Below are 24,585 nucleotides of genomic sequence, written 5' to 3'. Positions count from 1 at the left end.
TGGCAATGCAGCGTTCATTATGATTCGCGCGACAGAGACGCGATCTCTTACCCTATCACGACGGAGGAGAATGCGCTGCGCTATGCTATTTTAGCTGTTTGCGGTGCGCGCGCCCAAATCTCCACAAAGAACGAGATGCCGAAACGAGCGACAAGCGAAGCGAAAGCGCCCATCACCATGGCCGATATTTTCGGCCTGGGCGGCATGTTGGAGAAATGCCATCCCGGATACGAATTTCGCCGATCGCAGCTCGAAATGGCGGAAATGGCCGATGAAGCTTTCCAAAAGCATCAGCACGCGCTGATCGAAGCCGGAACCGGCACGGGGAAAACGCTTGCGTACCTGATTCCCGCGATTCGCAGCGGGCGGCGCGTGGTGATCTCCACGGCGACAAAATCGTTGCAGGAACAGCTCTTCCAGAAAGACATTCCCTTTTTGCGGAAGCACTTCGCGCCAGAACTGAAAGTGGCGCTGATGAAAGGGCGGAACAACTTCGTGTGCCGTGAGAAGGTGCGCTTGATGGCGCATCAGCCGGTGCTGCGCGGCATGGACGAAGTCGAATGGTTCACGCAGATCCGCGACTGGGAAAGACTGACGGAGACGGGTGACCGCGCAGAACTGAATTTCCTGCCGGACGATGCAGAGCTTTGGAACCGCATCGACGCGCGCAAGGAAACTTGCACGGGGCAGAAGTGCGCGCAGTTTCAGCAGTGTTTTCTGACGGCCATGCGGCAGCGCGCGCAGGAAGCGGAGGTGATCATCGTGAATCATCATCTGTTTTTCGCGGACCTAGCGCTGCGGCAGGATGATTTCGGCTCGATTTTGCCCGAATACGCGGCGGTGATTTTCGACGAAGCACACGAAATCGAGGATGTGGCCAGCGATTATTTCGGCCGGGAGATTTCGAGCTACAAATTCGACGAACTGGTGCGCGACGGCGAGCAGATGCTGCGGATGGTCAACGCCGCGACGACGGCGACGCGCCGGCCGCTGGCGCAGGTGCGCGAGCGCGCGCATGCGTTTTTCGAAAGGTTTCCCGAGCGCGAAGGGCGCTTTCCTTTCGAGCCAGCTGCGCGTGGAGCGTTTCTCGAGCAGAATCGCGAAGAGTACGACGGGCTCGCGGCGGCACTGAAGCGGCTGGAAGCGGAACTCGCGGCGCTCAATCCCAAACCCGAAGAAGTGGTGAACGTCGCGCGGCGCGCGGCGGAATTGCGGCGCGAGCTGGCGTTTCTGCTCGAGAGCGAGGAAAAGGGATACGTCTACTGGTACGAGCGGCGCGGAAAAGGCGTTTATCTGGTGGCAACGCCGATCGACGTCAGCGAAATTCTGCGCGAAAAGCTTTTCGAACGCTTCGACACGATTGTGCTGACCTCGGCGACGCTCGCCGTAGGGGGCCGCTTCGACTACGTGAAGCACCGGCTGGGAATTGCGGCGGCGCGCGAGGAAGTGCTGCCGGCGGAGTTCGATTACAAAAGCCAGGCGCAACTTTACATTCCCAAAATGCTGCCCGACATTCGCCACGCAAATTTTGCGGCGCGCGCGTCCGAGGAAATTGCCCAAATTCTGAAGCTGACGCGCGGGCGGGCATTCTGCCTCTTTACCAGCTATGCGCAAATGCGGGAAATCCATGAGCGACTTGCCGGCGTGATTCCGTATCCGATCTTATTGCAGGGAACAGGACCGCGGATGGCGCTGCTCGAGCGATTCAAGACGACGCCGGGAGCAGTGCTGCTGGCGACGGCGAGCTTCTGGCAGGGCGTGGACGTGCCCGGCTCGCAGCTCTCCTGCGTGATTATCGACCGGCTGCCGTTCGCCGTGCCGTCGGATCCCATCGTTGCCGCGCGCGTGAAAGCGCTGCAGGAGGACGGGCAGAATCCGTTCGCCGAATACCAAGTGCCGAAAGCAGTGCTTTCGCTCAAGCAGGGATTCGGAAGGCTGATTCGCTCGCGCAGCGACCGCGGCGTTTTGGCGATTCTCGACAACCGCATCGAGCGCATGCAGTATGGTAGAATTTTCTTGGACTCGCTGCCCGAATACACCCTTACGCATGACCTTGCCGAAGTGGCGCGCTTCACGGCGGATCTCTGAGCCGGCCGGGCGTGCGCGGGATGAATGGCGCGGAGCAAAGGTAACGGCTAGATCGCATGTATGAGATCAGCGTTGACGAAGGATTTGCCGCGGGCCATTACCTGCGCGGATACAAGGGCAAGTGCGAAAACCAGCACGGGCACAACTATCGCGTGCGCATCACGCTGGCAGGTGAGAAACTCGATCCCACCGGATTGCTCTACGATTTTGTGCATCTGAAGCAGATCATTCAGAGCGTGATTCGCTCGCTCGACCACAAAAACCTGAACGATTTCGCGCCTTTCGACAAGGTGAATCCCTCGGCAGAGAACATCGCGCGCCACATTTACGATGAAACATCCAGGCAGATGCATGCGTCTCCCAATGGGGCGAGGATATCGAGCGTGACGGTCTGGGAAACCGACACGAGCGCGGCGACTTTCCGGCCGTGATCTGCGGGGTGAGAGCATGAATCGCGCATTCGTCATCATTGCCGTGCCCGCCTTCATTGTTTCGTTTTTCTGGCTCTATTACGGTTATGGAATCACCGCGGCAGTCATCGTGATCATCCTGGAATTGGCCGCGGCGATTGGCGGCGTAATTTATCTGCGGCGGAAAGCTGCACGCGCGGCGGGCCGCTGAAGCGCGGCGGAAATTGCAATGATGCATATCACCGAAATTTTCAAGTCAATCCAGGGCGAAAGCAGCTACGCGGGGCTTCCGTGCATTTTCGTGCGGCTAACCGGCTGCAATCTTCGGTGCACATGGTGCGACACAGCGTATGCGTTTCACGGCGGAACGAAGCACAGCCTCGATGAAGTGGTGGGCCGCATAAAAGAATTCTCCCGGGGCGCGAACGGAGCAGGCGATGTTCGATTGGTGGAAATCACTGGCGGGGAGCCGCTTTTGCAACCGGAAACGCCGGAACTGGCGCGGCGTCTTCTTGCCGAAGGCTATATCGTACTGATTGAAACCAGCGGCGAAAAAGACGTAAGCGCGCTGCCGCGAGAAGTTGTCAAGATCGTGGACGTGAAGTGCCCGGATTCCGGCGAATTCGGGACGTTTCGCCTGGCGAATCTTGAAGCGCTCGGACGCAAGGACGAAGTGAAATTTGTGATTGCCAGCCGGCGCGATTACGAATTTGCGCGGCAATTCGTGGCCGAACACGGCCTGGCCGAAAAAGTCCACGAAATTCTGTTTTCGCCAGTGTTTGCCGATCCGGAAGGGACATGGCCGGCGATGGACACTCGGGCACTCGCGGAATGGATTTTGGCGGATAATCTTCCTGTGCGGCTGGGATTGCAACTGCACAAGTTTATCTGGGATCCGGCGATGCACGGCGTGTAGAATTCGGCCGTAACGCACGGCGGAGAGCCACGAAGGATAGAATGGCAAAGATGGAAAAATCAAAGGCTGTAGTGCTGCTGAGCGGAGGAATGGACTCCTGCGTGACAACGGCCATTGCAAACCAGACGCACTCTCTGGCGCTGCTGCACGCGACCTACGGACAGCGCACAGAAGTGCGCGAGCGGCGCGCATTCGAGGAGATCGCCGATTTTTATCGCGTACAGGTGCACGACCGGCTCGTCGTGCGGCTCGACGCGCTGCGGGAAATCGGCGGCTCCGCGCTCACGGACCGGGACATCCCCGTGCCGGAGGATTTACCGGAGAATTCGGCGATTCCGGTCACGTACGTGCCGTTTCGCAATGCGCATTTTCTCGCTGCGGCGGTGAGCTGGGCGGAGGTGATTGGCGCCAGCGCGATTTTCGTCGGCGCCGTGTGGGAAGATAGCTCCGGCTATCCGGATTGCCGGCCAGAGTATTACGCCGCGTATTCAGAAGTGATCCGCGCTGGGACGAAGCCGGAGACGCATATCGAAATCGTCACGCCAGTGATCCACATGCGCAAGAGCGAAATCGTGCGCAAGGGAATGGAGCTGGGGGCGCCCCTCGATCGCACCTGGTCGTGCTATCAATCCGAGGAGGAAGCATGCGGCGTCTGCGATAGTTGCCGCTTGCGACTGCGCGCCTTCGCGGAGGCGGAATTTCCAGACTCCATCGCGTATCGGGCGCCAGTTGCGCGATAATGCGATGAGGCATCTAAAGAACTCAGAGTGAAGGAGTGGCGCCATGAAAAATTGGATTTTAAGGTTTAGCGCGCTGGCCCTGCTGATTGCGCCGGTCTTCCTGCTGGCGACGGTGGCGATGGGGCAGAACAATTCGATCCTGAAAGGACAGGTGCTTGATTTCGACGGTAATCCGTGGCCCGATGTGCCGGTGATCATCACCAACGACGCTACAGGACAGGTGTACAACACGAAAACCGACGCGACTGGCAATTATATCCAGCAAAATCTCGCTCCAGGCAAATACACGATTAATTTCAAGAACAGCCTCGTGAACTACTCGACTGAGGTCGCCCTGGGAGCGGGGGATAACAACCCGGAGAACATCAATTTCAAGGATATCGCGGCAAAATCCGGTTATGACGTTAATGCTCTGAAAAAAGCCAAGGAGAAAAATGCCAAGGCAAACGAAATGGCGGCGCACTTCAAGGCTGGCAGAGCGGCTATGGACGATGCCGATGCTGTCAAGCAACAACTGTCAACGGCAACGGCGGATCAAAAGAGCACGCTGCAAGCCAAACTGACCGCCGACTATCAGACCGCCATCACCGAATTTGAGGCCGCGCAGCAATCCGCTCCGGAAGGAGACAAGAACCTCAGCGTGATTTACGCCAATCTTGGCATCGCGTACGATGGAGGCGGCAAGTACGATCAGGCTGTGGATAACCTCCAGAAGTCCAACGACTTGAAACCGGATCCGGGAACCTATGCGCAATTGGGGACGGATTTGGCTCGGCAAGGAAAAATGTCAGACGCCGGCGCGGCGTGCGACAAGGCCGGCTCATTGGATCCGACGAACAAAACGGCCGGAGCGGACTGCTACAAGAACATCGCTATCGTGCTGACGAATTCAAATAAAATGGTAGATGCGATTGGCCCTCTTCAAAAAGCATCGCAACTGAATCCGAATGACGCCCTTGTCTGGTACCTGCTGGGGAATTGCCTGATGAACGAGATCAGCACGAAAAAAGAAGGTGGCAAGGAAGTCGCCGTTATTCCCCCGGGCGCAGCCGAAGCATATCAAACGTATCTAAAACTCGAACCGAACGGGCCTCATGCGGCCGAAGCAAAGGCAAGCCTCCAGACAATTGAGCAGTTGAAAGGCTCCGGCGCGTCTCAAAACAATTAAGGATCACTAATCGCCTCGCAATGCAAACGGGCGACGCACGAAAAATGCGCCGCCCGTTTTTTTTACCATTCTCGTGAAATTCCGCCACGCAGCTCATCTGCCGAAATTTCCTCGCCGCTCGACCGCGCGCCTCGACAGTGCTATGCTTTGCACATTTCAGTCGCACGACGGGAGGCGGGACGTGGCACAGGCGGCATCGACTTACCTGGGAGAGCAGCGGCGACGAAACTCGCGCATTGATCAGGCGGTTCCCGTAATTGTCCGCGGCGTCGATTTGCTGGGACAACCATTCGAAGAACGCACCGCGACGCAAAACGTCAGCTTTCATGGCTGCCGTTACGCATCGAAACATCATCTTCCGAAAAATACGTGGCTCACGCTGGAGATTCCGTCTGGATACGGGCAGAAGGGCCCCTACTGTGCGCGTGTGCGCGTCGCCTGGATTCAGCGGCCGCGAACCCTGCGGGATTTGTTTCAAGTCGGCGCGGAGATGGAATCCGGCGGCAACGTCTGGGGAGTTTCTTTTCCGCCCGACGATTGGACCAGCACTGCAGATGCTCTGGGGACACCGGGGAAACCCGAAGCCGTGCCTGCGATCGTGGCGGATCAGGCCTCGCTCCTTACGCCCGAGGAAGAAAAAGATGCGTCGCTGGAATCCTATTTGGCGAATGCGTTTCACGCTTCGACAGGCTCCGCCTCGCGACCCGCAAAACCAGCTGCGGAATTGGGCGCGCTCGACAGTCCGCTCTTCGACGAGCTGCGCAGCCAGTTCCATACGCAATCGCAGAGAGCCATCGAGGAAGCGCGGGCTGTTGCGGAGCAAATCTCCAAGGACCACGCCTCGGAGCTGCATGCCGAACAAAAAACCACGGCGCAGGCTTTCTACGAAAAATGGCGGCAGGAATTTGAAAAAGGGCAGACAGACGTAAAAGATCAACTTTCCGCTGAATTGAGCCAGCAACTGGCGGCGCAGATCGCGCGCGTGAAGCAGGAAGTACACGAAAATCTGAGCACGACATGGGAAAACACAATCGAGCGAACGCATGCCGCGCTGATGGACTGGGAGCGCCGCGCGGAACGATTGCGCGAAGAATCGCGCATGGCCTCTCAAGAAGTCGCCGTGCAGTCCGAGCAGCGCATCGACGAAAAGTTGCGCCGGCAACTGGAGCATTTGCGGGAGGAATTCGCACCGAGGCAATCCGCCCGGGCGGCGGAAGAAAGAGTCCCGGCGCAAGCCGTGGCGATGCAAGAGCAATTTAAGTCGGAGGTCGCGCAGACTCGCGCCCAGTGGATCGAACTTCTTGAGTCGTCGCTCGATAGCGCCGCACAAAGGCTCGCCGGGCGCTTGTCGGAGACTTCTCAGCAAATGGTTCAGACAGCGGAGCACAGGCTCGCCTCGCGTGTCATCGAACTGCAGGAAGAATCGGGACTGAGCGCGGAGGCTGCGCGCGCTGCGCTGGAAGAAACCAAAACCGGCCTCGAGCGGGAAATCCGGAACGCAAAGACGTCGCTCGCGCAGATTCAAAAGGAAGCCGCACAATTTTCAGACTACTCGCGGCACCTGGAAGCCGCGAGCCAGGATAGCCTCAACGAGCTCAGGCAACGACTGGAAAACAGCGTTGCCAGCAGGATTGCGGAGATGGAGCACCAGGGTGCGGAACTGCAGGAGCAATTGATGACCCGCGCCGAAGATTTGCTGGCACAAGCGAATCAGCGCACCGTCAGCCGGACGATTGAGGAACTCAGCGCGAAGCTATCGCCGCAAATCGAACGCGCGTCGGACGCCGTTTACCAGCTTTCCGCGCGCGAAGAACAAGCCGAAGAAATTCTTCGGATTCATCGCGAGCGATTGCGCCAGGTGAGCGAACAGGTGCAGAAGGAAGCAGCCGCGCGCATGGCCGAGACGCTCAATGAACTCCACGCGAGCCTCGCCGCTGGAAACAAAGAATCGCTGTCGAAATGGAATGAGGAGCTCGCTGCCAGCGGAGCGCAAGCCTTGCAACAGGCTTCTGCGGCCCTCGAACAAACGGCCAGTGAAAAATTGCAGGCGGCCGCAGCGCAATTCGCAGAGCGCCTCGATTCCGCCAGGAGCGAATTGGCTCAGGCGGCGGAAGTGCATCTGGAATCCTCGAGGAACGAGTTTGCACGCCAGTCCGAAACGGCAGCCGCGGGATTCAGACATAATTTGCAAGATGCTTCATCGAACGCGCTGGCGATTTTTTCCGCAAGCTTGAGTGCGCAAGCAGAAGAGGAGCGCGCCCAGGGGATGGCTGCGACAGAGCGGCTGACCAAAAGCCTGGAAGCGCATGCGGAAACGACATTTGACGATTTCCGTCAGAGAATTTCCGCGCAGACCCAGGAAATCCTGGCGCAGTCGAGTCAGCGCCTCACCGCACAGTCGGAAGCGTCGCTCGAAACGCTCCGCGAGCGCGGCGAAAGCAACATCGCGGAATGGATGGAGAAACAGAAATCGTCCAGCGAAACGGCCTACAACGATTTCGAAGGGCGACTGCGCGCCACTTCCGATTCGCAATTGAATGCTTCCCTGCTGCAGCTCGACGAAATCGGGCGCGACCGCGTTGAATCGCTCGTGCGCACGGCGGAGGGTGCGATGCGCAAGGCCTGCTTCGACGCATTCGATGGGATGGCGCGCGCGATGAAGGAGAACTTGCTCGGCGCGGCGGAGTTGCCAGAATCGCAGCGTGCAACGTTGCCCGATGGCGACGTGCGCGAACACCGCGCGTCGGCGTGAGTGAGATCGCCGAACGCGTTTTGCGCGCGGCACTCGACAATCAACGTTTCGCTATCGCTTGCCAACAATCTCCGCGAGCGACTCCGCCACGTAGTCGACTTGCTCTTCCGACATCTCCGGGAAAAAGGGCAAAGCCAGAGCGCGCTCGCAGGCGCGCTCCGCGAGCGGGAAATCGCCAGTGCAATAACCGAGCGATGCGAGCGCTTTCTGGAGATGCAGCGGACGCGGATAATGAATGGCCGTGCCAATTCCATGGTCTTCCAGTTGCCGCTTCACTGCGTCTCGATTCTCAACGTACACAACAAAAAGATGATGCGCACTTTCGTCCCGCGGATCATCGCGCAGTAATTCCAAGTGCGCCCCCCTGAGGTTTCGGCGATATCGCTCCGCGAGCGATTCACGCCGCGCGGACCACTCATCGAGGCGGCGCAACTTCACGCGCAGGACCGCACCCTGGAATCCCTCCATGCGGTAGTTATATCCGATGAAGTCGTGAAAATAGCGGCGTGACTCGCCGTGGCTTCTTGCTGCGCGGCAATATTCCGCAATGTGATCCTCGTTCGTGACGACAGCGCCTCCTTCGCCATAAGCGCCGAGATTTTTCGAAGGATAGAAACTGAACGCGCCGGAGTCTCCAATCGCGCCGACACGGCGCGAGCGATAGCGCGCTCCATGCGCCTGGCAGGCGTCTTCAATCAACGCAAGCTTGCGCGGCTGCGCGATTTGCTTGAGCGCGTCCATGTCCGCCGGCCGGCCATACAAATGAATCGGCAGAATTGCCTTGGTACGCGGCGTGATCGCGCGTTCGACCAAGAGCGGATCAAGATTTGCCGTTGCTGGATCGATGTCAACAAATACCGTCTTCGCGCCCGTGTATGCAATCGCTTCGGCCGTGGCGATGAAGGTGTTGGGACTGGTGATGACTTCGTCATTCGGCCCAACGCCCGCAGCCAGCAGCGTCAGATGCAGCGCGCTCGTCCCGGAATTCACGGCGATGCAATGTTTGGCTTCGCAATAAGCCGCAAACTCTTCTTCGAACTTTGCGACTTCATCGCCGAGGCAAAAGCCCGTATTCGCGCAAACGCGGTCGAGCGCCGCCAGAATCTCCTCGCGCAAAGACGCATATTGCATCTTCAAATCGAAGTACGGAACTTTCATCATCGTTTTCACGCTTCCACTTTACTGTTTCTCGCGCCACCGATGCAAACGCGGAGAAGAACCCTGCTTTCTATTCGTGACCGCAGCAGCCCATGATAATCTTTATCTTTCGGAACCCGATGCCTCTCTCTCACGCGGCACAGGAACAATCGCGGACGCAAGGCGCTGCTTTCCCACAGGGTCAAGGGACTGCACCGACGCGACCGATGACGCTTTCCGTCGTCGTCGCCGCATATAATGAACGCAATTTCATCGAGGAAATTCTACGCCGAGTTCAAGCGGGCGGCCTCACCCATGAAATTCTTGTGGTTGATGATTGCTCGACCGATGGCACACGCGAATGGCTCGCAGAAATGCATCACCGCCAGCAAGCGGGCGAAACGCAAGCGGAGATTCTTGGGGGGAAGGCGCGGCTGCGGCTTGGCGAATTCCGATTTTTCTTTCAGGAACAGAATCAAGGTAAGGGCGCTGCTCTGCGCCGCGGATTTGCGGAAGCTACCGGCGATATTCTCCTCGTGCAGGATGCCGATCTCGAATACGACCCGCGCGATTATCCGAAGCTGCTTGAACCGATTCTCGACGGCCGCGCCGACGTTGTTTACGGCTCGCGATTTCTCGGCGGCCCTCAGCGCGTCCATTTTTTCTGGCATTACGTTGGAAATAAATTTCTGACGCTGCTTTCCGACATTCTGACAAACCTCAAAATCAGCGACATGGAGACCTGTTACAAAGTTTTCCGCAAGGAAGTGATTCAGAGTATGCATTTGCGCTCGAATCGCTTCGGATTCGAGCCTGAAGTGACCGCGCGAGTGGCCAGAGGCCGCTGGCGCGTCTACGAGGTGCCGATTTCCTATGCTGGCCGCTCCTATGAAGAAGGAAAAAAAATCACCTGGCGCGACGGCGTCGTCACGCTGTTGGCGATCTTGCGTTACCGGTTCTTCGACTGATAGCATCCGAATCGCGGCGAAACACATTCACAAGCCGAAGCCAAGAGGCACTCCATGAGGAACGCTCTTACACCAGACGCGGTGATTGTGGCGACGAAGGAACAGGTGTCGTGCGACCTGGGCGACGAAGCCGCGATTCTCGGGATGAAAAATAGCGTCTACTACGGCCTGAATCCTGTTGGCGCCGCGATTTGGCGCCTTTTGCAACGGCCGCGGAGCGTCAGCGAGCTTCGCGACGCTATCGCAAGCGAATACGATGTGAGCGCAAAGCAAGCCGAAGACGATATCTTGAATTTGATGCAGCAATTGATGAGCGAAGGATTGGTTGAATTCGCCGGCGAATCCCGCCGATTTTTTGCCGGGAGGCGCTCGAGCATTCTCGGGCGCTGAAGAATTGCATGCAGCAGGAAAAATCGCATGATGGGCGCGTGGCGCAGGTTCCGAACACTCTCCAACCGGCAACGACGCGACTTTTTCCGCGCTCTTTACTTGCTTCCTTTGGCCAGCGCCGTTCTGCGCATTCGCGATTTTCAGAACGTGCAAAGATCGCTCACCCGTTACCGCCAAGCGGAACATAAACGCGCGACGGACGACTCGTACTGCTTGCAAGAGGCCCGCAACTCTGCGCGGATGATCCAAGCCGCTTCTCGCTACGGCATCGCGAGAGGAAATTGTCTTTCCCGCTCGCTGGCGCTCTGCTGGCTGCTGCATCGCCGAGGAATCGCCGCCGAGCTGCACGTCGGCGGAAAGAAGGCGGGCGATGCGTTCGAGGCGCACGCGTGGGTGGAAGTTGTGGGTGTGGCGGTGAATGACGCTGAAGACGTCGTCGACCACTACGCTCGCTTCGACGCCCCGGTAACTCGCGAAATGCTCGAAGGCAAATGAGTGAGAAAACATGAGTGGGATTTGTGGCATCTCCATCTGCGACGGAGCGCAGGTCGATTCGGCACTGCTCGAGCGAATGACGCGCTTTCTTTCGTTTCGCGGGCCAGATGCACAGACCATGTGGACCGGCGCCTCCGTGGGATTCGGCTGCGCGCTCTTACGCACAACAAGCGAAGCAAAGCAGGAACGCCAGCCGGCTACCCTCGACGGAAAAACGTGGATTGTCGCTGACGCACGCATCGACGCACGCCGCGAATTGATCTCAGATCTTCGGTCGTGTGGCTGCGCGGCCGATTCTTCCTCTGGCAATTCAGAATTAATCCTCCATGCGTACGCGGCCTGGGGCGAAGCCTGTGTCGAGCGTCTGCTCGGCGATTTTGCGTTTGCGATTTGGGATGCCGGGCAACGGCGGCTTTTTTGCGCGCGAGATCACTTCGGCATCAAGCCCTTTTATTACGCCGAGCTGCCTGGCTGCCTGGTTTTCAGTAACACGCTCAATTGCATTCGCCTGCATCCGGCCGTGTCAAGCGAATTGAATGACGCAGCCATCGTGGACTTCCTGTTGTTCGGCCTGAACCGCGACGCCGCGTCGACATCGTTCCTCGAGATTCGCCGCCTGCCGCGCGCGCATGTGCTGTGCTGGTCTCGCGATGGCTTGCGTTTGCGCGAATACTGGCGTCCCCCGGCGAATGGCGCGATTCGCTACAACCGCCGCGAGGAATACATCGAGAACTTTCGCGAGCTTTTAAGTTTGGCGATTGAGGACCGGCTCACAACAAAAAAAATGGGAATTTTTTTGAGCGGCGGCCTCGATTCCTCGGCGATTGCTGCGCTGGCACGCAAGCTGCAGCGGGAAAAATATCCGTCGCTGCAGCTCTCCGCCTTCACGGCGACATTTGAAAGTATCCCTGATTCGGATGCGCCCGCCGCTCGCGCCGCGGCGGCGGCTCTGCAGATTCCCACCCATACGTGGACCGTGGATCGCCGGAGATTATTTGATGGCTGGGAGGAAGAAGGCTTGCGGTTTCCCGAGCCCCTTGATGACCCATTTGCCGCTGCATGGCTGGATTCGATGGGAATGATCGCACAAAACGTAAATGTTGCGCTCTACGGCGAAGGTTGCGACAACTTGCTCGCGTTCGAAATGGGAGCGCATTTTCGCGGTCTCTGGAAGGAAAGAAAATTGGTCCAGGCAGCATTCGATTTATCGGAGCATGTTCTTCAGCGATGGGTTGCGCCCGATGGCATGCGCGGGCCTCTGCGAAGATTCCGCGCCGCGTTTTCAAAAAGACGCGAAAATATCGACCTTTCTCGCTGGATTCATCCTGATCTGGCGGCGCGGCTGGATCTGGTGGATCGCCAGGAGAATGGCTTCTCGAATTCCCGCGAGAATGCCCACCCGGTTCATCCGCGCGCCTATGCCTCGCTTTTCTTGCCGCAATGGGAAAACATGTTCGAATATTTCGACGCGGGAACGACGCGCCAGCCAGTGGAAGTGCGCTATCCGTTTCTGGACCTCCGGCTCGTAAACTTTCTGCTCGCGATACCGGTGATGCCATGGTCATTCCGAAAGTACCTTCTGCGACGCGCGATGCGCGGCCTCCTGCCGGAAGCAATTCGCAAGCGCCCGAAAACTCCCTTGCGCAACGATCCGGCGGTCGTGGCACTGCAACACGGGCGCGGGCCAGAGCCACAGACTTCAAAACTCACAGAGGAGCTGCGCCAGTACGTCTCTGTTGACGAAATTCCGGCGCTGCGCGCAAGCGATGATCCGGAGCTGATCCATTTGAAGCTTCGCATCTTGAGCTTGAGTCATTGGCTCCAGTCAGTGAAACGTCTGAACCGGGAAGCGCACATGACGGCCCTGCATTACTCCTGAGAGCGGTCTCCCGACGAGAGCGAAGTGTGCACGCGGTGTGAATCCCAATTTTCAGAGTAGATTCTTGATGCCGTTGATACGTTCGGGGAATAAACGGCCGCCAATCCATAGAATTACAGCTTCTTTCGTTTGCTAAAAAAGCGATTCGGTATAAGATTCGCGTGAGAATCGTGGGTATGCGGAAAAAGAAAGATAAAGCGGCGAAGAAAAAGTACGCTTCCCCAGCCTTGAAAGTTTATGGCACTGTTCGCGATCTGACGCGCGCGGTTGGCCACCACGGCCAGAAAGATGGCGGCGCTTTCCGTAAGATCCGCACTCGTGTGTGAGGCCGCGTGGCTTCGCAGCCTATCAAACCCAGTCCTTCCGGAATAAATTCGATCAAGCAAATCTCCTATGAACTTTACGGTCTCCGTTTGGAGTGCGACCGCCGCATTCCCGGTCTCGTTCCCTGCAATCAGGATTCCATGCGCCCGGCGGATATTTTCGTGCACTCCTTCGTCGAAGATGCGTTCGCGGATGAAGACAATTCCGGAGACGAGTCTCTCTGGTATGTGACGGACATTCTGGATGCCAGCGGCAATCCCGCTCTGAAGATCTGGAAAAGGCAGCGAGACGGTAGCTATCGAATCCGCTATTGCGACGGCCCTAGTTTCCTCGTGGACGCCGCCGCCCGAAACATCTCCATCCATTGTCCAAAGACCATTTCGTTTGACGAGGCGGCTTTATTTTTCGTAGGTCCGGTCCTCGGCATTGTTCTGCGGCTTCGCGGCGTGTCGTGCCTTCACGCAAGCGCGGCCAGAATCGGCGATTCGGCGATTGCTTTTGTCGGTTGTGAGGGCGCTGGCAAATCCACGACGGCGGCTCTGTTCGCGCAAAAAGGCCACGCCATTTTGACTGACGACATTGTTGCGCTGTCCGAGCGCGCCGGCGAATTCATTGTTTCCCCAGCTTATCCCTACCTCAATCTCTGGCCAGAATCGGTCGCGATGCTTCACGGCCCCGTCGGCGCTGCCGGGGCTGTTCCGCGCGATGCGGACAAGCGTCAAATTCGCCTGGACGGCCGCGATTCCGCATTTCAGCGCGAAGCTCTGCCGCTGCGCGCCATTTATCTGCTTGCCCAACGATCCTCCGCGGCGGATGCGCCGAGAATCGAACCACTCAGTCCGCAGGACGCTCTCGTCGCGCTCGTCGCCAATACGTACGGCAATAAACTTCTCGATGCAAACATGCGCGCACAGGAATTCCGTTTTCTGGGGCGCCTCGTAGCCGCACTGCCGGTTCGCCGCCTGATTCCAGCGGAGAACCCATCGCTGTTGCCTCGCCTCTATCAGGCCGTGACCGAGGATTTCGTCGCAACCACTTCGCCCCGCTGATTTTATCCTTGCGCCATCGGAGAGCTTCGTAGCAGATTACGTTGCCGTGACTTCTTTATCCGCAGGTTTACGATCGCGTTTGGCGATCCTTTGTCTGGCCGGCCTATTTTCTCTGGCGACGATCTTTCAAGCCGGGAAGCTTTGCCTGGCGTGGTATTGGGGATGTTCGAACGATGTTTCCGAACAGCTTCGTGGCGCAAACCTCTTGCCCGGTGACGCCGAAGCCTGGGATCGTCTGGGCCAGGCCGTGCAGTGGAATTTCGATGCGCCCAATCCGAGTCTCGCCGTTTCTTACTATCGCAAAGCCGTGGCGGATGACCCGCGTTCCGCCGACAATTGGCTGAACCTCGCAAATGCTTACGAGGCGATTGGAAACGCGGCGGAGGCATCATCCGCGTACGAAGCCGCTCAGAGGGATTACCCCATTTCCGCCGATGTCGCCTGGAAATACGGGAACTTCCTTGTGCGCCAAGGACAAACAACGGAAGGGCTGCGCCAAATTCACGCCGCCATCGCGACCGATCCAAAATTGACGCCCCTGGCCATTTCGCAGATGTGGACCTTTGACCACGATGCGAATGTGATTCTCACGGATATTCTCCCGCCCGATCCGGCGGCGTTCTTTCAGGCGCTGGATTTCTTTTCCGCAAATCGAGACACTAGCGCGGCCATGATTGCATGGGACCGTATCATTGCTCTTCCGCGCCAGCATCCTTTGGACCTGAAGCGATCCTTCCCTTTTCTCGACTCTCTGATCGCTCAAGGAGACACCGCCGATATTCGCCGTGTTTGGCGCCAGGTTCTTTCCGCAGCCGGTTGGGACTCCACACCTCCAGAAGACGGTTCGCTCGTATGGAATGGCGGCTTTGAGTCTCCGATTGCCGATGGCGGGCTCGGCTGGCGCATTCAACAAACGCCGGGAGCGTACATCAGCGTGGATGCCGGAACGGCTCATTCCGGCACGCACTCCCTTCGTGTGGACTTCAGTGGGGGCATGAATCTGGATTTCTATAATGTTCAGGAATTTGTTCCTGTTCAGCCCAGCTCGCCCTATGTGTTTCAAGCCTTCCTGCGCACTGAGGCCATTTCCACGGAGAGCGGAATCGGCTTCGAAATCCTCGATCAACAACACAAGGAAGTGAACGTTCTAACTCCAAGTTTGACGGGCACAAATCCCTGGACCCCCGTACAAGCGAACATCTTGACCGGTCCCGACACAAAATTTCTCTGGATTCGCTTGCGGCGATTCCCCAGCAAGCGTTTCGATAACAAGCTCGGCGGCACAGTCTGGATCGACGACGTAACCTTGGTTCCTCGGGCCGCTGCAGCAGATAATTCTCGACCATGAAGACATTGCGCCTCGGGATCATCGTCCTTCTCGCGTTCGGCGTCCTGGCGTTCGGCGCCGTGGAAGTCTGGTCCGAGACTCTGCTGGAAGTGGGCGCCGCGTTTCTGTCGCTCTGGTGGGCTGTCCTGATCTTTCGCCATCGCGACCTGGAAATCCACTGGAACATAATCTTCTGGCCTCTTATAGCGTTTCTTGGCCTTGTTGTTGTTCAACTGTCATTCGGCCTGACGGCTTACTCGTTCCTAACGCGCGTCGCGCTGCTGAAGATAGCCGCCTGCTTTGTTTTGTTTTTCCTCTCCTGCCAGGCGTTTCGCGGCCGGCGCGATTTGCGCGCTTTGACCTGGTTTCTGATGGGTTTTGCATTCGCAATTTCGGTCTTTGGGATCGTGCAGAATTTTACTTCGCACGACGTCCTCTATTGGGTTCGCCCATTAACCGGCGGCGGGAGCCCCTTCGGTCCATACGTCAACCGCAATGATTTTGCGGGCTTGATGGAGATGCTGGCCCCCTTTGGCCTGTCGGTTATGTTGTTTCAGGGGGTGCGCCGCGAGCAGTTGCCGTTCGCCGGAATTCTCACCGTGGTGCCCATCGCCGCTCTTGTCCTGACGGGTTCGCGCGGAGGCATCACGAGTTTCGCCTTTGAAGTGGTTCTACTGATTCTTCTGATGCGGCTGCGCAATGTGCAAAAGCTTCAAGCGCCGATCCTGGCTTCGATTCTGCTGGCCGCCATTGTTCTGCTCGGCTGGATCGGGGTCAGCAAAGTCCTCGATCGCTTCTCCTCTCCCAGTCTTTCGGATCTCTCCGCTGACCGGCGAATCACGATGCTTCGAGGCACATGGCGCATTTTCCTGGACCATCCCATCTTGGGAACTGGTTTGGGAACGTTAGTAGACGTCTATCCCCGGTACGAGACCTATTACGACGGCCGAATCGTAGACCACGCGCATGACGACTATGCCGAACTGCTTGCCGAAACCGGCGTCGCCGGCGGCCTGTGCGGCCTGGCCTTCTTCCTGATCTTTTTTCAAGAAGCAAGAAAGAGTTTTTTGACCGACAAGAGTTCGTTTTCTCTGGCCATTCATGCGGCAGCGTGCACGGGTTGTGCGGGTATGATAATTCACAGTATTATTGATTTTAATCTTCATATTCCGGCCAATGGCTTCGTGTTCCTGCTGCTGACCGCCATCGCCGTATCCCCGGCCCTACCCCGGAGGAAGCCAGCTCCGCAGTCCTAGCCGGTATCTAAATCACATACTTCATTGACTTTCCGGTATGAGCAGTCCATAGTTTTTGCGGGGTCATACCGTTCAATGCTAGCAACAGTCCGGAAAGCTCTGGACTGCGCCAGTCCGCGGTCGTTTTGGTTGATTGTCTCCGTATTTCTGAGTGTCCAATTAGCCTTTGCTCAGGCAAATCCTCAAACCCCGCAGCAGACTAACGCGCGGATCGTACAACTGGCGCAGGCTTCGGGTTCCTCGACGGGAGAGATTCCCATTGGAGCCGGAGATGTCTTGCATATTGACGTATTTGATGTTCCCGACCTCACCCGCGACGTCCGCGTCGGCGAGACCGGCCTCATTTCCATGCCCTTGATCCCGGACCGGATTTCGGTCGCGGGTTGTACGCCATTCCAGTTGGAAAGCAGGCTTGAAAAGCTTCTTCAGGTGAATGGCCTGGTCATGCATCCGCAGGTTTCAATAATGGTGAAGGAGCAGAATAGCGAGCCGATTTCGGTGGTCGGTGCGGTGCGCCATCCAATGGTCTTTCATGAGTACCGCCCCACGACGCTTCTCGAAGTTCTGGCCAATGCCGATGGCATTTCCGACGATGCCGGAAACTCGATCATCATCACGCGGCCTAAACCTCCGGCAACGGCGTGCGGAGAACCGGATCCGCCTTCTGATCCCGCGGAAGGATCGCAAACGATCACCATCCGCGTTTCCGATCTCCTGCAAAACGGCGATCCGTCATTCAACATTCCAGTCTATGGGGGCGACGTCATCACCGTGCCGCGCGCCGGCATCGTGTATGTCGCAGGCGCGGTGGTCACTCCCGGCGGCTACACACTGAGTTATGCGGGCGAGGCCATCAACACGATGAAGGTCATTGCCCTGGCTCACGGCTTGCTGGGTACTGCGAAAACAAATTCTGCGGTTATCCTTCGCAAAGATCCCGCAACGGGCAAAACAAATCAGATTAACGTGAAGTTGAAAATGATTATGAACCGCAAGGCTCCGGATATTCTTCTGCATGCCAATGACGTGCTGTACGTTCCCGATAGCACCGCGAAACGGGCGTTGTACAAAGCTGGCGATGCAGCCGTGGGAATCACATCGGGACTGATTATTTTGCGCGGTTCGCAATAGCAGAGCGAAGCGAAAGGATTTTCGAGCGCGTGGAAGAAGCGTCGAAACTGACACCGATGGAGCGGCGAAGAGATTCCCTCGCCGTGGTTTCTCCGGCTGGGCCAGTTTCCTGGGAACAGGGACCGCGCGACCCGAATCTGCTCGATTATTTCCTGATCCTTCGCAAGCACCAGTGGATGATTCTGACGTTTCTCCTGACCGTGGTCACTATCGTCACGATCGCTTCCTTCAAAATGAAGCCTGTGTACTTGGCTTCGGCGCGTGTGGAAGTGGATCGCGAAGTCGAAAATCCGCTGCCCTTCCAGAACGCCGATTCCTACGACATGTATATCGATCTCGATACCTACATCGAAACGCAGACGAAAATTCTTCAGAGCGAAACGCTGGCGATGAAGACCATTCGTGCGATGGATTTGGCGCGCTATCCGGAATTCGGCGGGAATCCGGCCGAATTGGCGAATATCGGTCCCAATCAGCAAGTGCCTGCTATCCTCGGGCAATTTCTGAGCCGTCTTTCGGTGAAGCGCGTCCCCAATAGCCGCTTGATTGAAGTGCAGTTTGCCGCCGAGGATCCACAGCTCGCGGCCCTGGTCGTGAACACGCATCTCCAGACCTACAAGGAAGAAAATTTCAAGAGCCGCTACGATTCGACGATGCAGGCTTCCGACTTCCTTTCTTCCGAGCTCGAAGATTTGCGCCAGAAAATGGAAAGTTCCGAAAATGCAGAAGTCAATTACGAGCGCGACAACCAGATCTGGATGGTCGACGCCAATCAAAACACCACCACTCAAAAGCTCGCAGATCTAAGCCACGCGCTGACAGAGGCGCAAACGGAACTCGCTCTAAAAGAGGCGAGCTATGAATTAGCGCATTCACCCAACGCGGATTCATTGCCCGCTGTTCTGACGAGCCCGGTCGTGCAGGATCTCGTGAAACAGAAATCTGTGGTCGATGTCCAGTACGCGCAAGCCCTGAGTCAATTTGGCCCGAATTATCCTAAAGTCCAGATTCTCAAAGCCCAAGAAGACAACTTGAACAAGCAATTGGCAACGGCCAAGCAGGCCATCATTCATCAGATCGACGACGAATATGCCGAGACGCAGGCGCGCGAAGTTTTGCTTGAACGCGACTTGAACCACCAGGAAGCTCTCGCTGACAACATGGCGCAGAAGCTCGTGCAATACAATCTGCTGAAGCGCGACGCCGACACGAATAAGGAGCTTTACGATGGCTTGCTTCAGAAGCTGAAGGAAGCAGGTATCTCCGCCGGGCTCCGTTCGAGCAATATCCGCGTCGTGGATCCGGCGCTTGTGCCCTCCACGCCTGCGCAGCCGCAAAAGGCGCGCAATATTCTTCTGTCTCTCCTCGTAGGACTCGTCGGCGGCTGCGGGCTGGCATTCCTCCGCGAATATCTCGACAATACCGTCAAGTCTCCGGACGATGTTCAAATCCTCACGGGACTTCCTTCGCTTGCCGTGGTACCTGCGCTGACCAACGGAAGCGCGCGCCGCGCTTTGGCTGGCATTTCGCGTTCCGCTGGGGCCTTGAGCAATGTCTCGGATTCGCGTGTGGAATTCATTTCCATGCAGCAACCGAAATCCATGGTTTCGGAGGCCTTCCGCGGATTGCGAACATCCCTCCTGCTTTCCCAGGCCGAGCATCCTCCTCAGGTCATCTTGGTAACCAGCGCATTGCCGCAGGAAGGCAAGACGACCGCAGCCGCGAATCTCGCCGTCACTCTTGCGCAACTGGGCGATCGCACTCTGCTGGCGGATTGCGACCTCCGCAAGCCGGGAGTTCACTCCGCACTGGATTTGCTCAATGGGCGCGGAAACGTGATCGGGTTAAGCTCATACTTGGCCGGTGTCTCTCCGCTGCGTGACATCATTGTTCCCCATCCGACGGTAGCGAATCTCGATGCCATTCCCACAGGTCCCGTCCCGCCCAACCCGGCGGATCTCCTTTCATCGCACCGCATGGGCGACGCCATCGAAGATCTTCGCCATATTTATAAGTTTATTGTGATTGATTCGCCGCCGATTTTGGCCGCGACGGATGCGGTGATTACATCCGCCTTGGCCGATGGCGTGCTGCTTGTGGTCCGCAGCCGTTCCACACCGAAGGAGGCGCTGACGCGCACGCGGGAGCTTCTCTCCTCGGTGAAGGGACGCATCCTAGGTGTCATTTTGAACAGAGTGGATTCAGGAGAGCCGGATTATTACTACTCCTACAGATATTATCCTGACGCGTATGGCCACGGGGACGAACCGGATGACGCAAAAGTTTCTCCCCCAGCCGGCACAATTTCCTGACCCGGAACGGAGGTCTTGATGCGCGCACTGATCACAGGCGGCGCAGGATTTATAGGCTCACACCTTGCGGAGGCGCTGATCGCTCGGGGAGATGACGTGTTTATCCTCGACGATCTTTCCACCGGCAGCGTGGAAAACATTCGCCACCTGAAAGCCTCGGAAAAATTTCACTATGCCTTCGATTCGCTGCAGAATCGCCATCTTCTCGCCGAAATGGTGGATGAATCCGACGTCGTGTTCCACCTGGCTGCGGCCGTCGGCGTGCGCCTGATTGTCGAAAGCCCCGTGCGCACCATCGAAACCAACGTCAATGGCACGCAACTGGTTCTCGATGCCGCCAACAAGAAAAAGAAGCTCGTTCTTGTCGCCTCGACTTCGGAAGTCTATGGCAAGAGCAAGGAAGTTCCATTCCGCGAGGATTCCGATCTGGTTCTCGGCCCCACCACCAAAGGCCGCTGGAGCTATGCGGCTTCCAAGGCTCTCGACGAATTTCTGGCCCTTTCGTACTGGAAAGAAAAACAGCTTCCCATCGTCGTCGTTCGTTTTTTCAACACCGTCGGCCCGCGCCAGACCGGCCGCTACGGCATGGTGCTTCCCAACTTCGTTTCGCAGGCGCTCGAAAATGCGCCCATCACGATTTTTGGCACCGGCCAGCAATCGCGCTGCTTCTGCGACGTGCAGGACTCCGTGCAGTCCATCGTTCGGCTGGTCGACAGCGGCAAGGCCGTCGGCGAAGTGATCAATGTCGGTACGGACGAGGAAGTGACCATTGAAGGCCTCGCGCGCGTCGTAAAGCAGCGCACGCACAGCTCCTCGGCCATCACGCATACGCCCTACGACGAAGCCTATGAGCCCGGTTTCGAAGACATGCTGCGGCGCGTCCCATCTCTCGAAAAACTGGAACGCATCACTGGCTTCCGTCCTCGCACGCCGCTCAACACGATTGTCGACCGCGTTATCGCTCACTTCCGCGAGAAAGAAAAATCGGCGGCATCAAATGGCGATTCGCTGGAAGAACCGGTGGCCACAGTGCAAGCTCGTGCGCAAGAGGCACGCTGACGCCTTCGCGCTATGAACTGGATTGTGAACCCGCGAAATTCATCTGTCGCGAAACGTCCTGCTCCCTTGGTTGCTGTTGAATAACCCATGCCCGAAGCACAAGCGCCGCCGACGCCGGTAAGCACTTCCTTCGTTTACACTGGAACGGAACTCGACGCCATGGCCGAGGCGCGCAATTATTGCCGCTGGATTTTCCAGTTTTTCCAGCCGCATCTTGGCACACGCGTGGTCGAAATCGGCGCCGGTACGGGAACGTTTTCTCGATTGCTGCTCGGCGCGCCGGCCGTTCGCGAAATGATCCTCTTTGAAGCAGCGGCCAATCTTTTCCCTGCGCTCGAGCGCCAGTTTCTCGCCGATGCGCGCGTGCAGTTGCACCTGGGCTCTTTCAATCCGTCGCATCTCGAGAAAGCACCCGACTCCATCGTCATGGTCAATGTCCTCGAGCACATTGGTGACGACGCCGGCCTGCTTTCGGAAATTCATCAATCGCTCTCGCCCGGCGGCCATCTCCTTCTCTTTGTTCCCGCGCTCGAATGGAACTTTGGCTCGCTCGACAAGGCGTTCGACCACTTTCGTCGTTACAGTAGACAGGCGTTGCGCGCGAAAATCGAAGACGCTGGCTTCGAGCTGGTGCGGCTTCGATACGCCAACGCGCTGGGCGTCGCCTCCTGGTTTTTCGCGGGAAAGATTTTCCGCCAGCGGACGCTGAATCCCGCGCAGGTACGCTGGTACGACCGCTGGGTCATTCCCTGGAGCTTCCCGCTCGAACGGATTCTGGAGCCGCCTCTCGGTCAAAGTCTGGTGGCGGTCGCGCGGAAATGACATCCCTGTTTTCTCCATCGAAGTTAAGCCGCTACGAAAAGATTCTGATCTTGATTTTCGCGTTCTCTCTTCCGCTCGTGAATCCCTGGGTGCGCGGCGATGGCGTTGGTTACTACGCCTACGCGCGTGCGCTTGTCGTTAATCACAACCTACAATTCGAACAGGATTGGCTTCACGCCAACCCCAGCTTTTCCTCCGGCCGCGTCGATGCCACGGGCAAATTGCGCGCCGACCAACTCACGCGCACTGGTTACGTCGATAATCATTTCTCAATTGGTCCGGCGCTCATCTGGATACCGTTCCTTGCCGTCACTCATTTTGCGGTGTCAATCGCCCATCGTCTCGGCGCTGGCATCCCCGCCGACGGTTTTTCCTGGCCGTATGTCGGCACGATGGCGATTGTCACCGCTTTGGCTGGATTTCTGGCGCTTTTCATTTCGTTTCGCCTCGCGCGCAAATATTTCTCCGAACGTTGCGCGTTTCTCGCGACGCTCGGCATCTGGTTCGCCAGCTCACTGATTGTCTACATGTACTTCAATCCGTCGTGGTCGCATGCGCATTCCGCCTTCGTGGTCGCTTTGTTTCTCTGGTATTGGGATCGCACGCGCGGAACTCGCTCTCTGCGCCAGTGGATTTTACTCGGCCTCATCGCCGGCCTCATGCTCGATATGTATTATCCGAATGCGATGTTTCTTCTCGTCGTAGTCGCGGAAATGGCGGGAACTGCAGCAAGCATACTGCCTAAAAATTCTCCCGAGCGCCTGGCGAACCTGGCATCGCTTATCTCGCGAGGCTTCGTTTTCAGCGTCGCGCTGCTCATTGCGTTTCTCCCTACACTCATCACGCGATGGATCATCTATGGCAGCCCTTTCGACATGGGTTACACCGAAGTGCACGTTTGGAGCCTCGCCCATCCGCTTTTCGGGCAGGTCTTGTTCTCCTCCGATCACGGCATTTTCAGTTGGACGCCGATCCTCCTGCTCGCCTCCATCGGCATATTTTTCTTGCTGCGGCGCGATCACCAGCTTGGCGCGGCGCTGCTTCTCTCCTCGCTCGCTTTTTATTTTCTGATCGCCACCTATCCCGACTGGGACGGCATTTCCTCCTTCGGCAATCGCTTTTTTGTTTCGCTCACGCCAATTTTTGTCCTCGGTCTCGCTGCACTTCTTTCGGCGTGGGAAAAGGTTTTGAACAACGGTCGCGCCGCTATTTCCAGCGCCGCTGCGCTCGTGGCATTATTGATTGCCTGGAATCTCGGACTTCTGTTCCAATGGGGCATGCATTTGATCCCCGACCGTGGCCCAATCTCCTGGAGCGCGATGGCGTCCAATCAATTTCACGCCGTACCGGAAGATCTCTCGCGCTCGCTTGAGCGCTACTTCACGCACCGCCACGCTCTGATGCAGGAGATCGAGAAAAAAGATTTGCGTCAGCTCGGCGAATCTCCCACTGAAGCTCCGTCCACAAATCCCGCGCCGAAAAAAGACAGGCCATGACCGCCGCGCATACCAACGTCATCGCCGCCGAACCTCCTGTTCTGCACATCGCTCCGCCGCACGGCTGGTGGGAAGTGGATTTCCGTGAACTCTGGCAGTTCCGCGAATTGGTCTACTTTTTCATCTGGCGCGAAATCAAAATCCGCTACAAACAGACGGCCATCGGCGCAGCCTGGGCGATTTTGCAGCCCGTGCTCGCCATGATCGTCTTCGCGCTGTTCTTCGGCAAACTCGCCCACATGCCCACCGAAGGCCTTCCGATTCTCGTTTTTTATTACGCCGCGCTCCTCCCTTGGATGTATTTCGCCAACAGTCTCTCGAACGCCACGAACGCCATGGTCCTCAACCAGTCCATGATCACGAAGGTTTACTTTCCGCGCCTGGCGTTGCCGCTTTCCGTCGTGCTTTCCGGCCTGCTCGATTTCGCCATCGGCTGTTTGCTCCTAGTTCCGTTGCTCGCCTACTACCGCATTCGTCCCGGCCTGCCGTTGCTGTGGTTTCCCGTTTTTCTTTTTCTTGTCGTCCTAATGGCTGTCGGCGCGGGCCTCTGGCTTTCAGCAATGAACGCCATGTATCGCGACGTGCGCTATGTCGTCCCGTTTCTCATTCAGCTTTGGCTTTTCGCCTCGCCCGTCGCGTATGCGAGCTCCATCGTTCCGGCGAAATGGCGCTGGCTGTACGGATTGAATCCCATGGCGGGAGTACTCGAAGGCTTTCGCTGGTCGCTGACCGGCCACGGCGACCCTCCGGGCCGTTTGCTGATCATCTCGGTCGTCATCATGCTCGCTGTCCTGGCAACCGGGCTTTTCTATTTTCAGAAAATGGAAGGCACTATCGCTGATGTTGTGTGAGGCATCGCGCGCAAA

General features: G+C 57.4%; 22 protein-coding genes. 21 read left to right on the top strand and 1 reads right to left on the bottom strand.

Going from position 1 to position 24,585, the window contains the following annotated elements; genetic code table 11:
• The first annotated feature begins 135 nt into the window (after positions 1-135).
• From VGR81_11130 to VGR81_11100, 7 genes are all read left to right on the top strand, one after another.
• Entirely contained in the window at positions 136-2,088 is a 1,953-nt protein-coding gene (locus VGR81_11130; GenBank protein ID HEV2289496.1) for a helicase C-terminal domain-containing protein, read from the top strand.
• Positions 2,089-2,144: 56 nt separating this feature from the next.
• Entirely contained in the window at positions 2,145-2,519 is a 375-nt protein-coding gene (queD, locus tag VGR81_11125) for a 6-carboxytetrahydropterin synthase QueD (protein ID HEV2289495.1), read from the top strand.
• A gap of 16 nt (positions 2,520-2,535) precedes the next feature.
• Positions 2,536-2,709 (top strand): hypothetical protein, encoded by a 174-nt coding sequence (locus tag VGR81_11120; protein ID HEV2289494.1) that lies wholly within the window; start codon positions 2,536-2,538, stop codon positions 2,707-2,709.
• 18 nt (positions 2,710-2,727) lie between these two features.
• Complete coding sequence (locus tag VGR81_11115) at positions 2,728-3,414, top strand: radical SAM protein (protein ID HEV2289493.1); 687 nt, start codon at positions 2,728-2,730, stop codon at positions 3,412-3,414.
• On the top strand, positions 3,366-4,154 hold the full coding sequence (queC, locus tag VGR81_11110; protein HEV2289492.1) for a 7-cyano-7-deazaguanine synthase QueC: 789 nt from the start codon (positions 3,366-3,368) through the stop codon (positions 4,152-4,154). The genes VGR81_11115 and queC overlap by 49 nt, the downstream gene beginning before the upstream one ends.
• Positions 4,155-4,197: 43 nt before the next feature.
• Positions 4,198-5,322: a carboxypeptidase regulatory-like domain-containing protein gene (locus VGR81_11105; GenBank protein ID HEV2289491.1), complete on the top strand. Its 1,125-nt coding sequence runs from the start codon at positions 4,198-4,200 to the stop codon at positions 5,320-5,322.
• A gap of 181 nt (positions 5,323-5,503) precedes the next feature.
• The gene (locus tag VGR81_11100; protein HEV2289490.1) at positions 5,504-8,074 is read left to right on the top strand and encodes a hypothetical protein; all 2,571 of its coding nucleotides are present in this window, start codon (positions 5,504-5,506) and stop codon (positions 8,072-8,074) included.
• A 51-nt stretch (positions 8,075-8,125) separates the two neighbouring features.
• On the opposite strand, the gene VGR81_11095 is transcribed toward VGR81_11100, so the two are convergent.
• Positions 8,126-9,235, bottom strand: coding sequence for a DegT/DnrJ/EryC1/StrS family aminotransferase (locus VGR81_11095; protein HEV2289489.1), 1,110 nt, complete (start codon positions 9,233-9,235; stop codon positions 8,126-8,128).
• 116 nt (positions 9,236-9,351) lie between these two features.
• Between VGR81_11095 and VGR81_11090 the strand changes: the two genes are divergently transcribed.
• From VGR81_11090 to VGR81_11025, 14 genes are all read left to right on the top strand, one after another.
• A complete protein-coding gene (locus VGR81_11090) occupies positions 9,352-10,179 on the top strand; it encodes a glycosyltransferase family 2 protein (GenBank protein ID HEV2289488.1) in 828 nt (275 codons plus the stop codon).
• Positions 10,180-10,233: 54 nt separating this feature from the next.
• Complete coding sequence (locus VGR81_11085) at positions 10,234-10,569, top strand: PqqD family protein (GenBank protein HEV2289487.1); 336 nt, start codon at positions 10,234-10,236, stop codon at positions 10,567-10,569.
• Positions 10,570-10,596: 27 nt separating this feature from the next.
• Positions 10,597-11,064 carry a lasso peptide biosynthesis B2 protein gene (locus tag VGR81_11080; protein ID HEV2289486.1) on the top strand — a complete coding sequence of 156 codons (468 nt, stop codon included), beginning with the start codon at positions 10,597-10,599 and terminating at the stop codon, positions 11,062-11,064.
• Positions 11,065-11,074: 10 nt separating this feature from the next.
• Positions 11,075-12,943: an asparagine synthase-related protein gene (locus VGR81_11075; protein HEV2289485.1), complete on the top strand. Its 1,869-nt coding sequence runs from the start codon at positions 11,075-11,077 to the stop codon at positions 12,941-12,943.
• Positions 12,944-13,119: 176 nt separating this feature from the next.
• Positions 13,120-13,269 carry a hypothetical protein gene (locus VGR81_11070; GenBank protein ID HEV2289484.1) on the top strand — a complete coding sequence of 50 codons (150 nt, stop codon included), beginning with the start codon at positions 13,120-13,122 and terminating at the stop codon, positions 13,267-13,269.
• 6 nt (positions 13,270-13,275) lie between these two features.
• Positions 13,276-14,316 carry a hypothetical protein gene (locus VGR81_11065; GenBank protein ID HEV2289483.1) on the top strand — a complete coding sequence of 347 codons (1,041 nt, stop codon included), beginning with the start codon at positions 13,276-13,278 and terminating at the stop codon, positions 14,314-14,316.
• Between the two features lie 79 nt (positions 14,317-14,395).
• A complete protein-coding gene (locus tag VGR81_11060) occupies positions 14,396-15,664 on the top strand; it encodes a tetratricopeptide repeat protein (GenBank protein ID HEV2289482.1) in 1,269 nt (422 codons plus the stop codon).
• The gene (locus tag VGR81_11055) at positions 15,661-16,899 is read left to right on the top strand and encodes an O-antigen ligase family protein (GenBank protein ID HEV2289481.1); all 1,239 of its coding nucleotides are present in this window, start codon (positions 15,661-15,663) and stop codon (positions 16,897-16,899) included. The genes VGR81_11060 and VGR81_11055 overlap by 4 nt, the downstream gene beginning before the upstream one ends.
• A 75-nt stretch (positions 16,900-16,974) precedes the next feature.
• On the top strand, positions 16,975-18,030 hold the full coding sequence (locus tag VGR81_11050; GenBank protein ID HEV2289480.1) for a polysaccharide biosynthesis/export family protein: 1,056 nt from the start codon (positions 16,975-16,977) through the stop codon (positions 18,028-18,030).
• 29 nt (positions 18,031-18,059) lie between these two features.
• Positions 18,060-20,342, top strand: a complete 2,283-nt coding sequence (locus tag VGR81_11045) for a polysaccharide biosynthesis tyrosine autokinase (GenBank protein ID HEV2289479.1) — start codon at positions 18,060-18,062, stop codon at positions 20,340-20,342.
• Positions 20,343-20,360: 18 nt separating this feature from the next.
• Positions 20,361-21,401, top strand: a complete 1,041-nt coding sequence (locus VGR81_11040; GenBank protein HEV2289478.1) for a GDP-mannose 4,6-dehydratase — start codon at positions 20,361-20,363, stop codon at positions 21,399-21,401.
• A gap of 87 nt (positions 21,402-21,488) precedes the next feature.
• On the top strand, positions 21,489-22,223 hold the full coding sequence (locus VGR81_11035; GenBank protein HEV2289477.1) for a class I SAM-dependent methyltransferase: 735 nt from the start codon (positions 21,489-21,491) through the stop codon (positions 22,221-22,223).
• Positions 22,220-23,719: a glycosyltransferase family 39 protein gene (locus VGR81_11030; protein HEV2289476.1), complete on the top strand. Its 1,500-nt coding sequence runs from the start codon at positions 22,220-22,222 to the stop codon at positions 23,717-23,719. Before VGR81_11035 ends, VGR81_11030 begins: the two co-directional genes overlap by 4 nt.
• Positions 23,716-24,570 (top strand): ABC transporter permease, encoded by an 855-nt coding sequence (locus VGR81_11025; protein ID HEV2289475.1) that lies wholly within the window; start codon positions 23,716-23,718, stop codon positions 24,568-24,570. The genes VGR81_11030 and VGR81_11025 overlap by 4 nt, the downstream gene beginning before the upstream one ends.
• The last annotated feature ends 15 nt before the right edge of the window (positions 24,571-24,585 follow it).

The organism is Candidatus Acidiferrales bacterium (genome assembly GCA_035934015.1).
Lineage (GTDB): Bacteria > Acidobacteriota > Terriglobia > Acidiferrales > UBA7541 > DAHUXN01.
The sequence above is the reverse complement of the archived record's forward strand: the minus strand, read 5'-3'. Positions and strand labels throughout refer to the sequence as shown.

Bases quoted from the DNA above. Each gene is read 5' to 3' on its own strand.
- VGR81_11070 (HEV2289484.1), top strand. From the start codon at position 13,120: ATGCGGAAAAAGAAAGATAAAGCGGCGAAGAAAAAGTACGCTTCCCCA.
- VGR81_11105 (HEV2289491.1), top strand. From the start codon at position 4,198: ATGAAAAATTGGATTTTAAGGTTTAGCGCGCTGGCCCTGCTGATTGCG.
- VGR81_11040 (HEV2289478.1), top strand. From the start codon at position 20,361: ATGCGCGCACTGATCACAGGCGGCGCAGGATTTATAGGCTCACACCTT.
- VGR81_11030 (HEV2289476.1), top strand. From the start codon at position 22,220: ATGACATCCCTGTTTTCTCCATCGAAGTTAAGCCGCTACGAAAAGATT.
- VGR81_11035 (HEV2289477.1), top strand. From the start codon at position 21,489: ATGCCCGAAGCACAAGCGCCGCCGACGCCGGTAAGCACTTCCTTCGTT.
- VGR81_11085 (HEV2289487.1), top strand. From the start codon at position 10,234: ATGAGGAACGCTCTTACACCAGACGCGGTGATTGTGGCGACGAAGGAA.
- VGR81_11095 (HEV2289489.1), bottom strand. From the start codon at position 9,235: ATGATGAAAGTTCCGTACTTCGATTTGAAGATGCAATATGCGTCTTTG.
- VGR81_11115 (HEV2289493.1), top strand. From the start codon at position 2,728: ATGATGCATATCACCGAAATTTTCAAGTCAATCCAGGGCGAAAGCAGC.
- VGR81_11130 (HEV2289496.1), top strand. From the start codon at position 136: ATGCCGAAACGAGCGACAAGCGAAGCGAAAGCGCCCATCACCATGGCC.
- VGR81_11050 (HEV2289480.1), top strand. From the start codon at position 16,975: ATGCTAGCAACAGTCCGGAAAGCTCTGGACTGCGCCAGTCCGCGGTCG.
- queD (HEV2289495.1), top strand. From the start codon at position 2,145: ATGTATGAGATCAGCGTTGACGAAGGATTTGCCGCGGGCCATTACCTG.
- VGR81_11120 (HEV2289494.1), top strand. From the start codon at position 2,536: ATGAATCGCGCATTCGTCATCATTGCCGTGCCCGCCTTCATTGTTTCG.
- VGR81_11025 (HEV2289475.1), top strand. From the start codon at position 23,716: ATGACCGCCGCGCATACCAACGTCATCGCCGCCGAACCTCCTGTTCTG.
- VGR81_11090 (HEV2289488.1), top strand. From the start codon at position 9,352: ATGCCTCTCTCTCACGCGGCACAGGAACAATCGCGGACGCAAGGCGCT.
- VGR81_11080 (HEV2289486.1), top strand. From the start codon at position 10,597: ATGATGGGCGCGTGGCGCAGGTTCCGAACACTCTCCAACCGGCAACGA.
- VGR81_11055 (HEV2289481.1), top strand. From the start codon at position 15,661: ATGAAGACATTGCGCCTCGGGATCATCGTCCTTCTCGCGTTCGGCGTC.
- VGR81_11075 (HEV2289485.1), top strand. From the start codon at position 11,075: ATGAGTGGGATTTGTGGCATCTCCATCTGCGACGGAGCGCAGGTCGAT.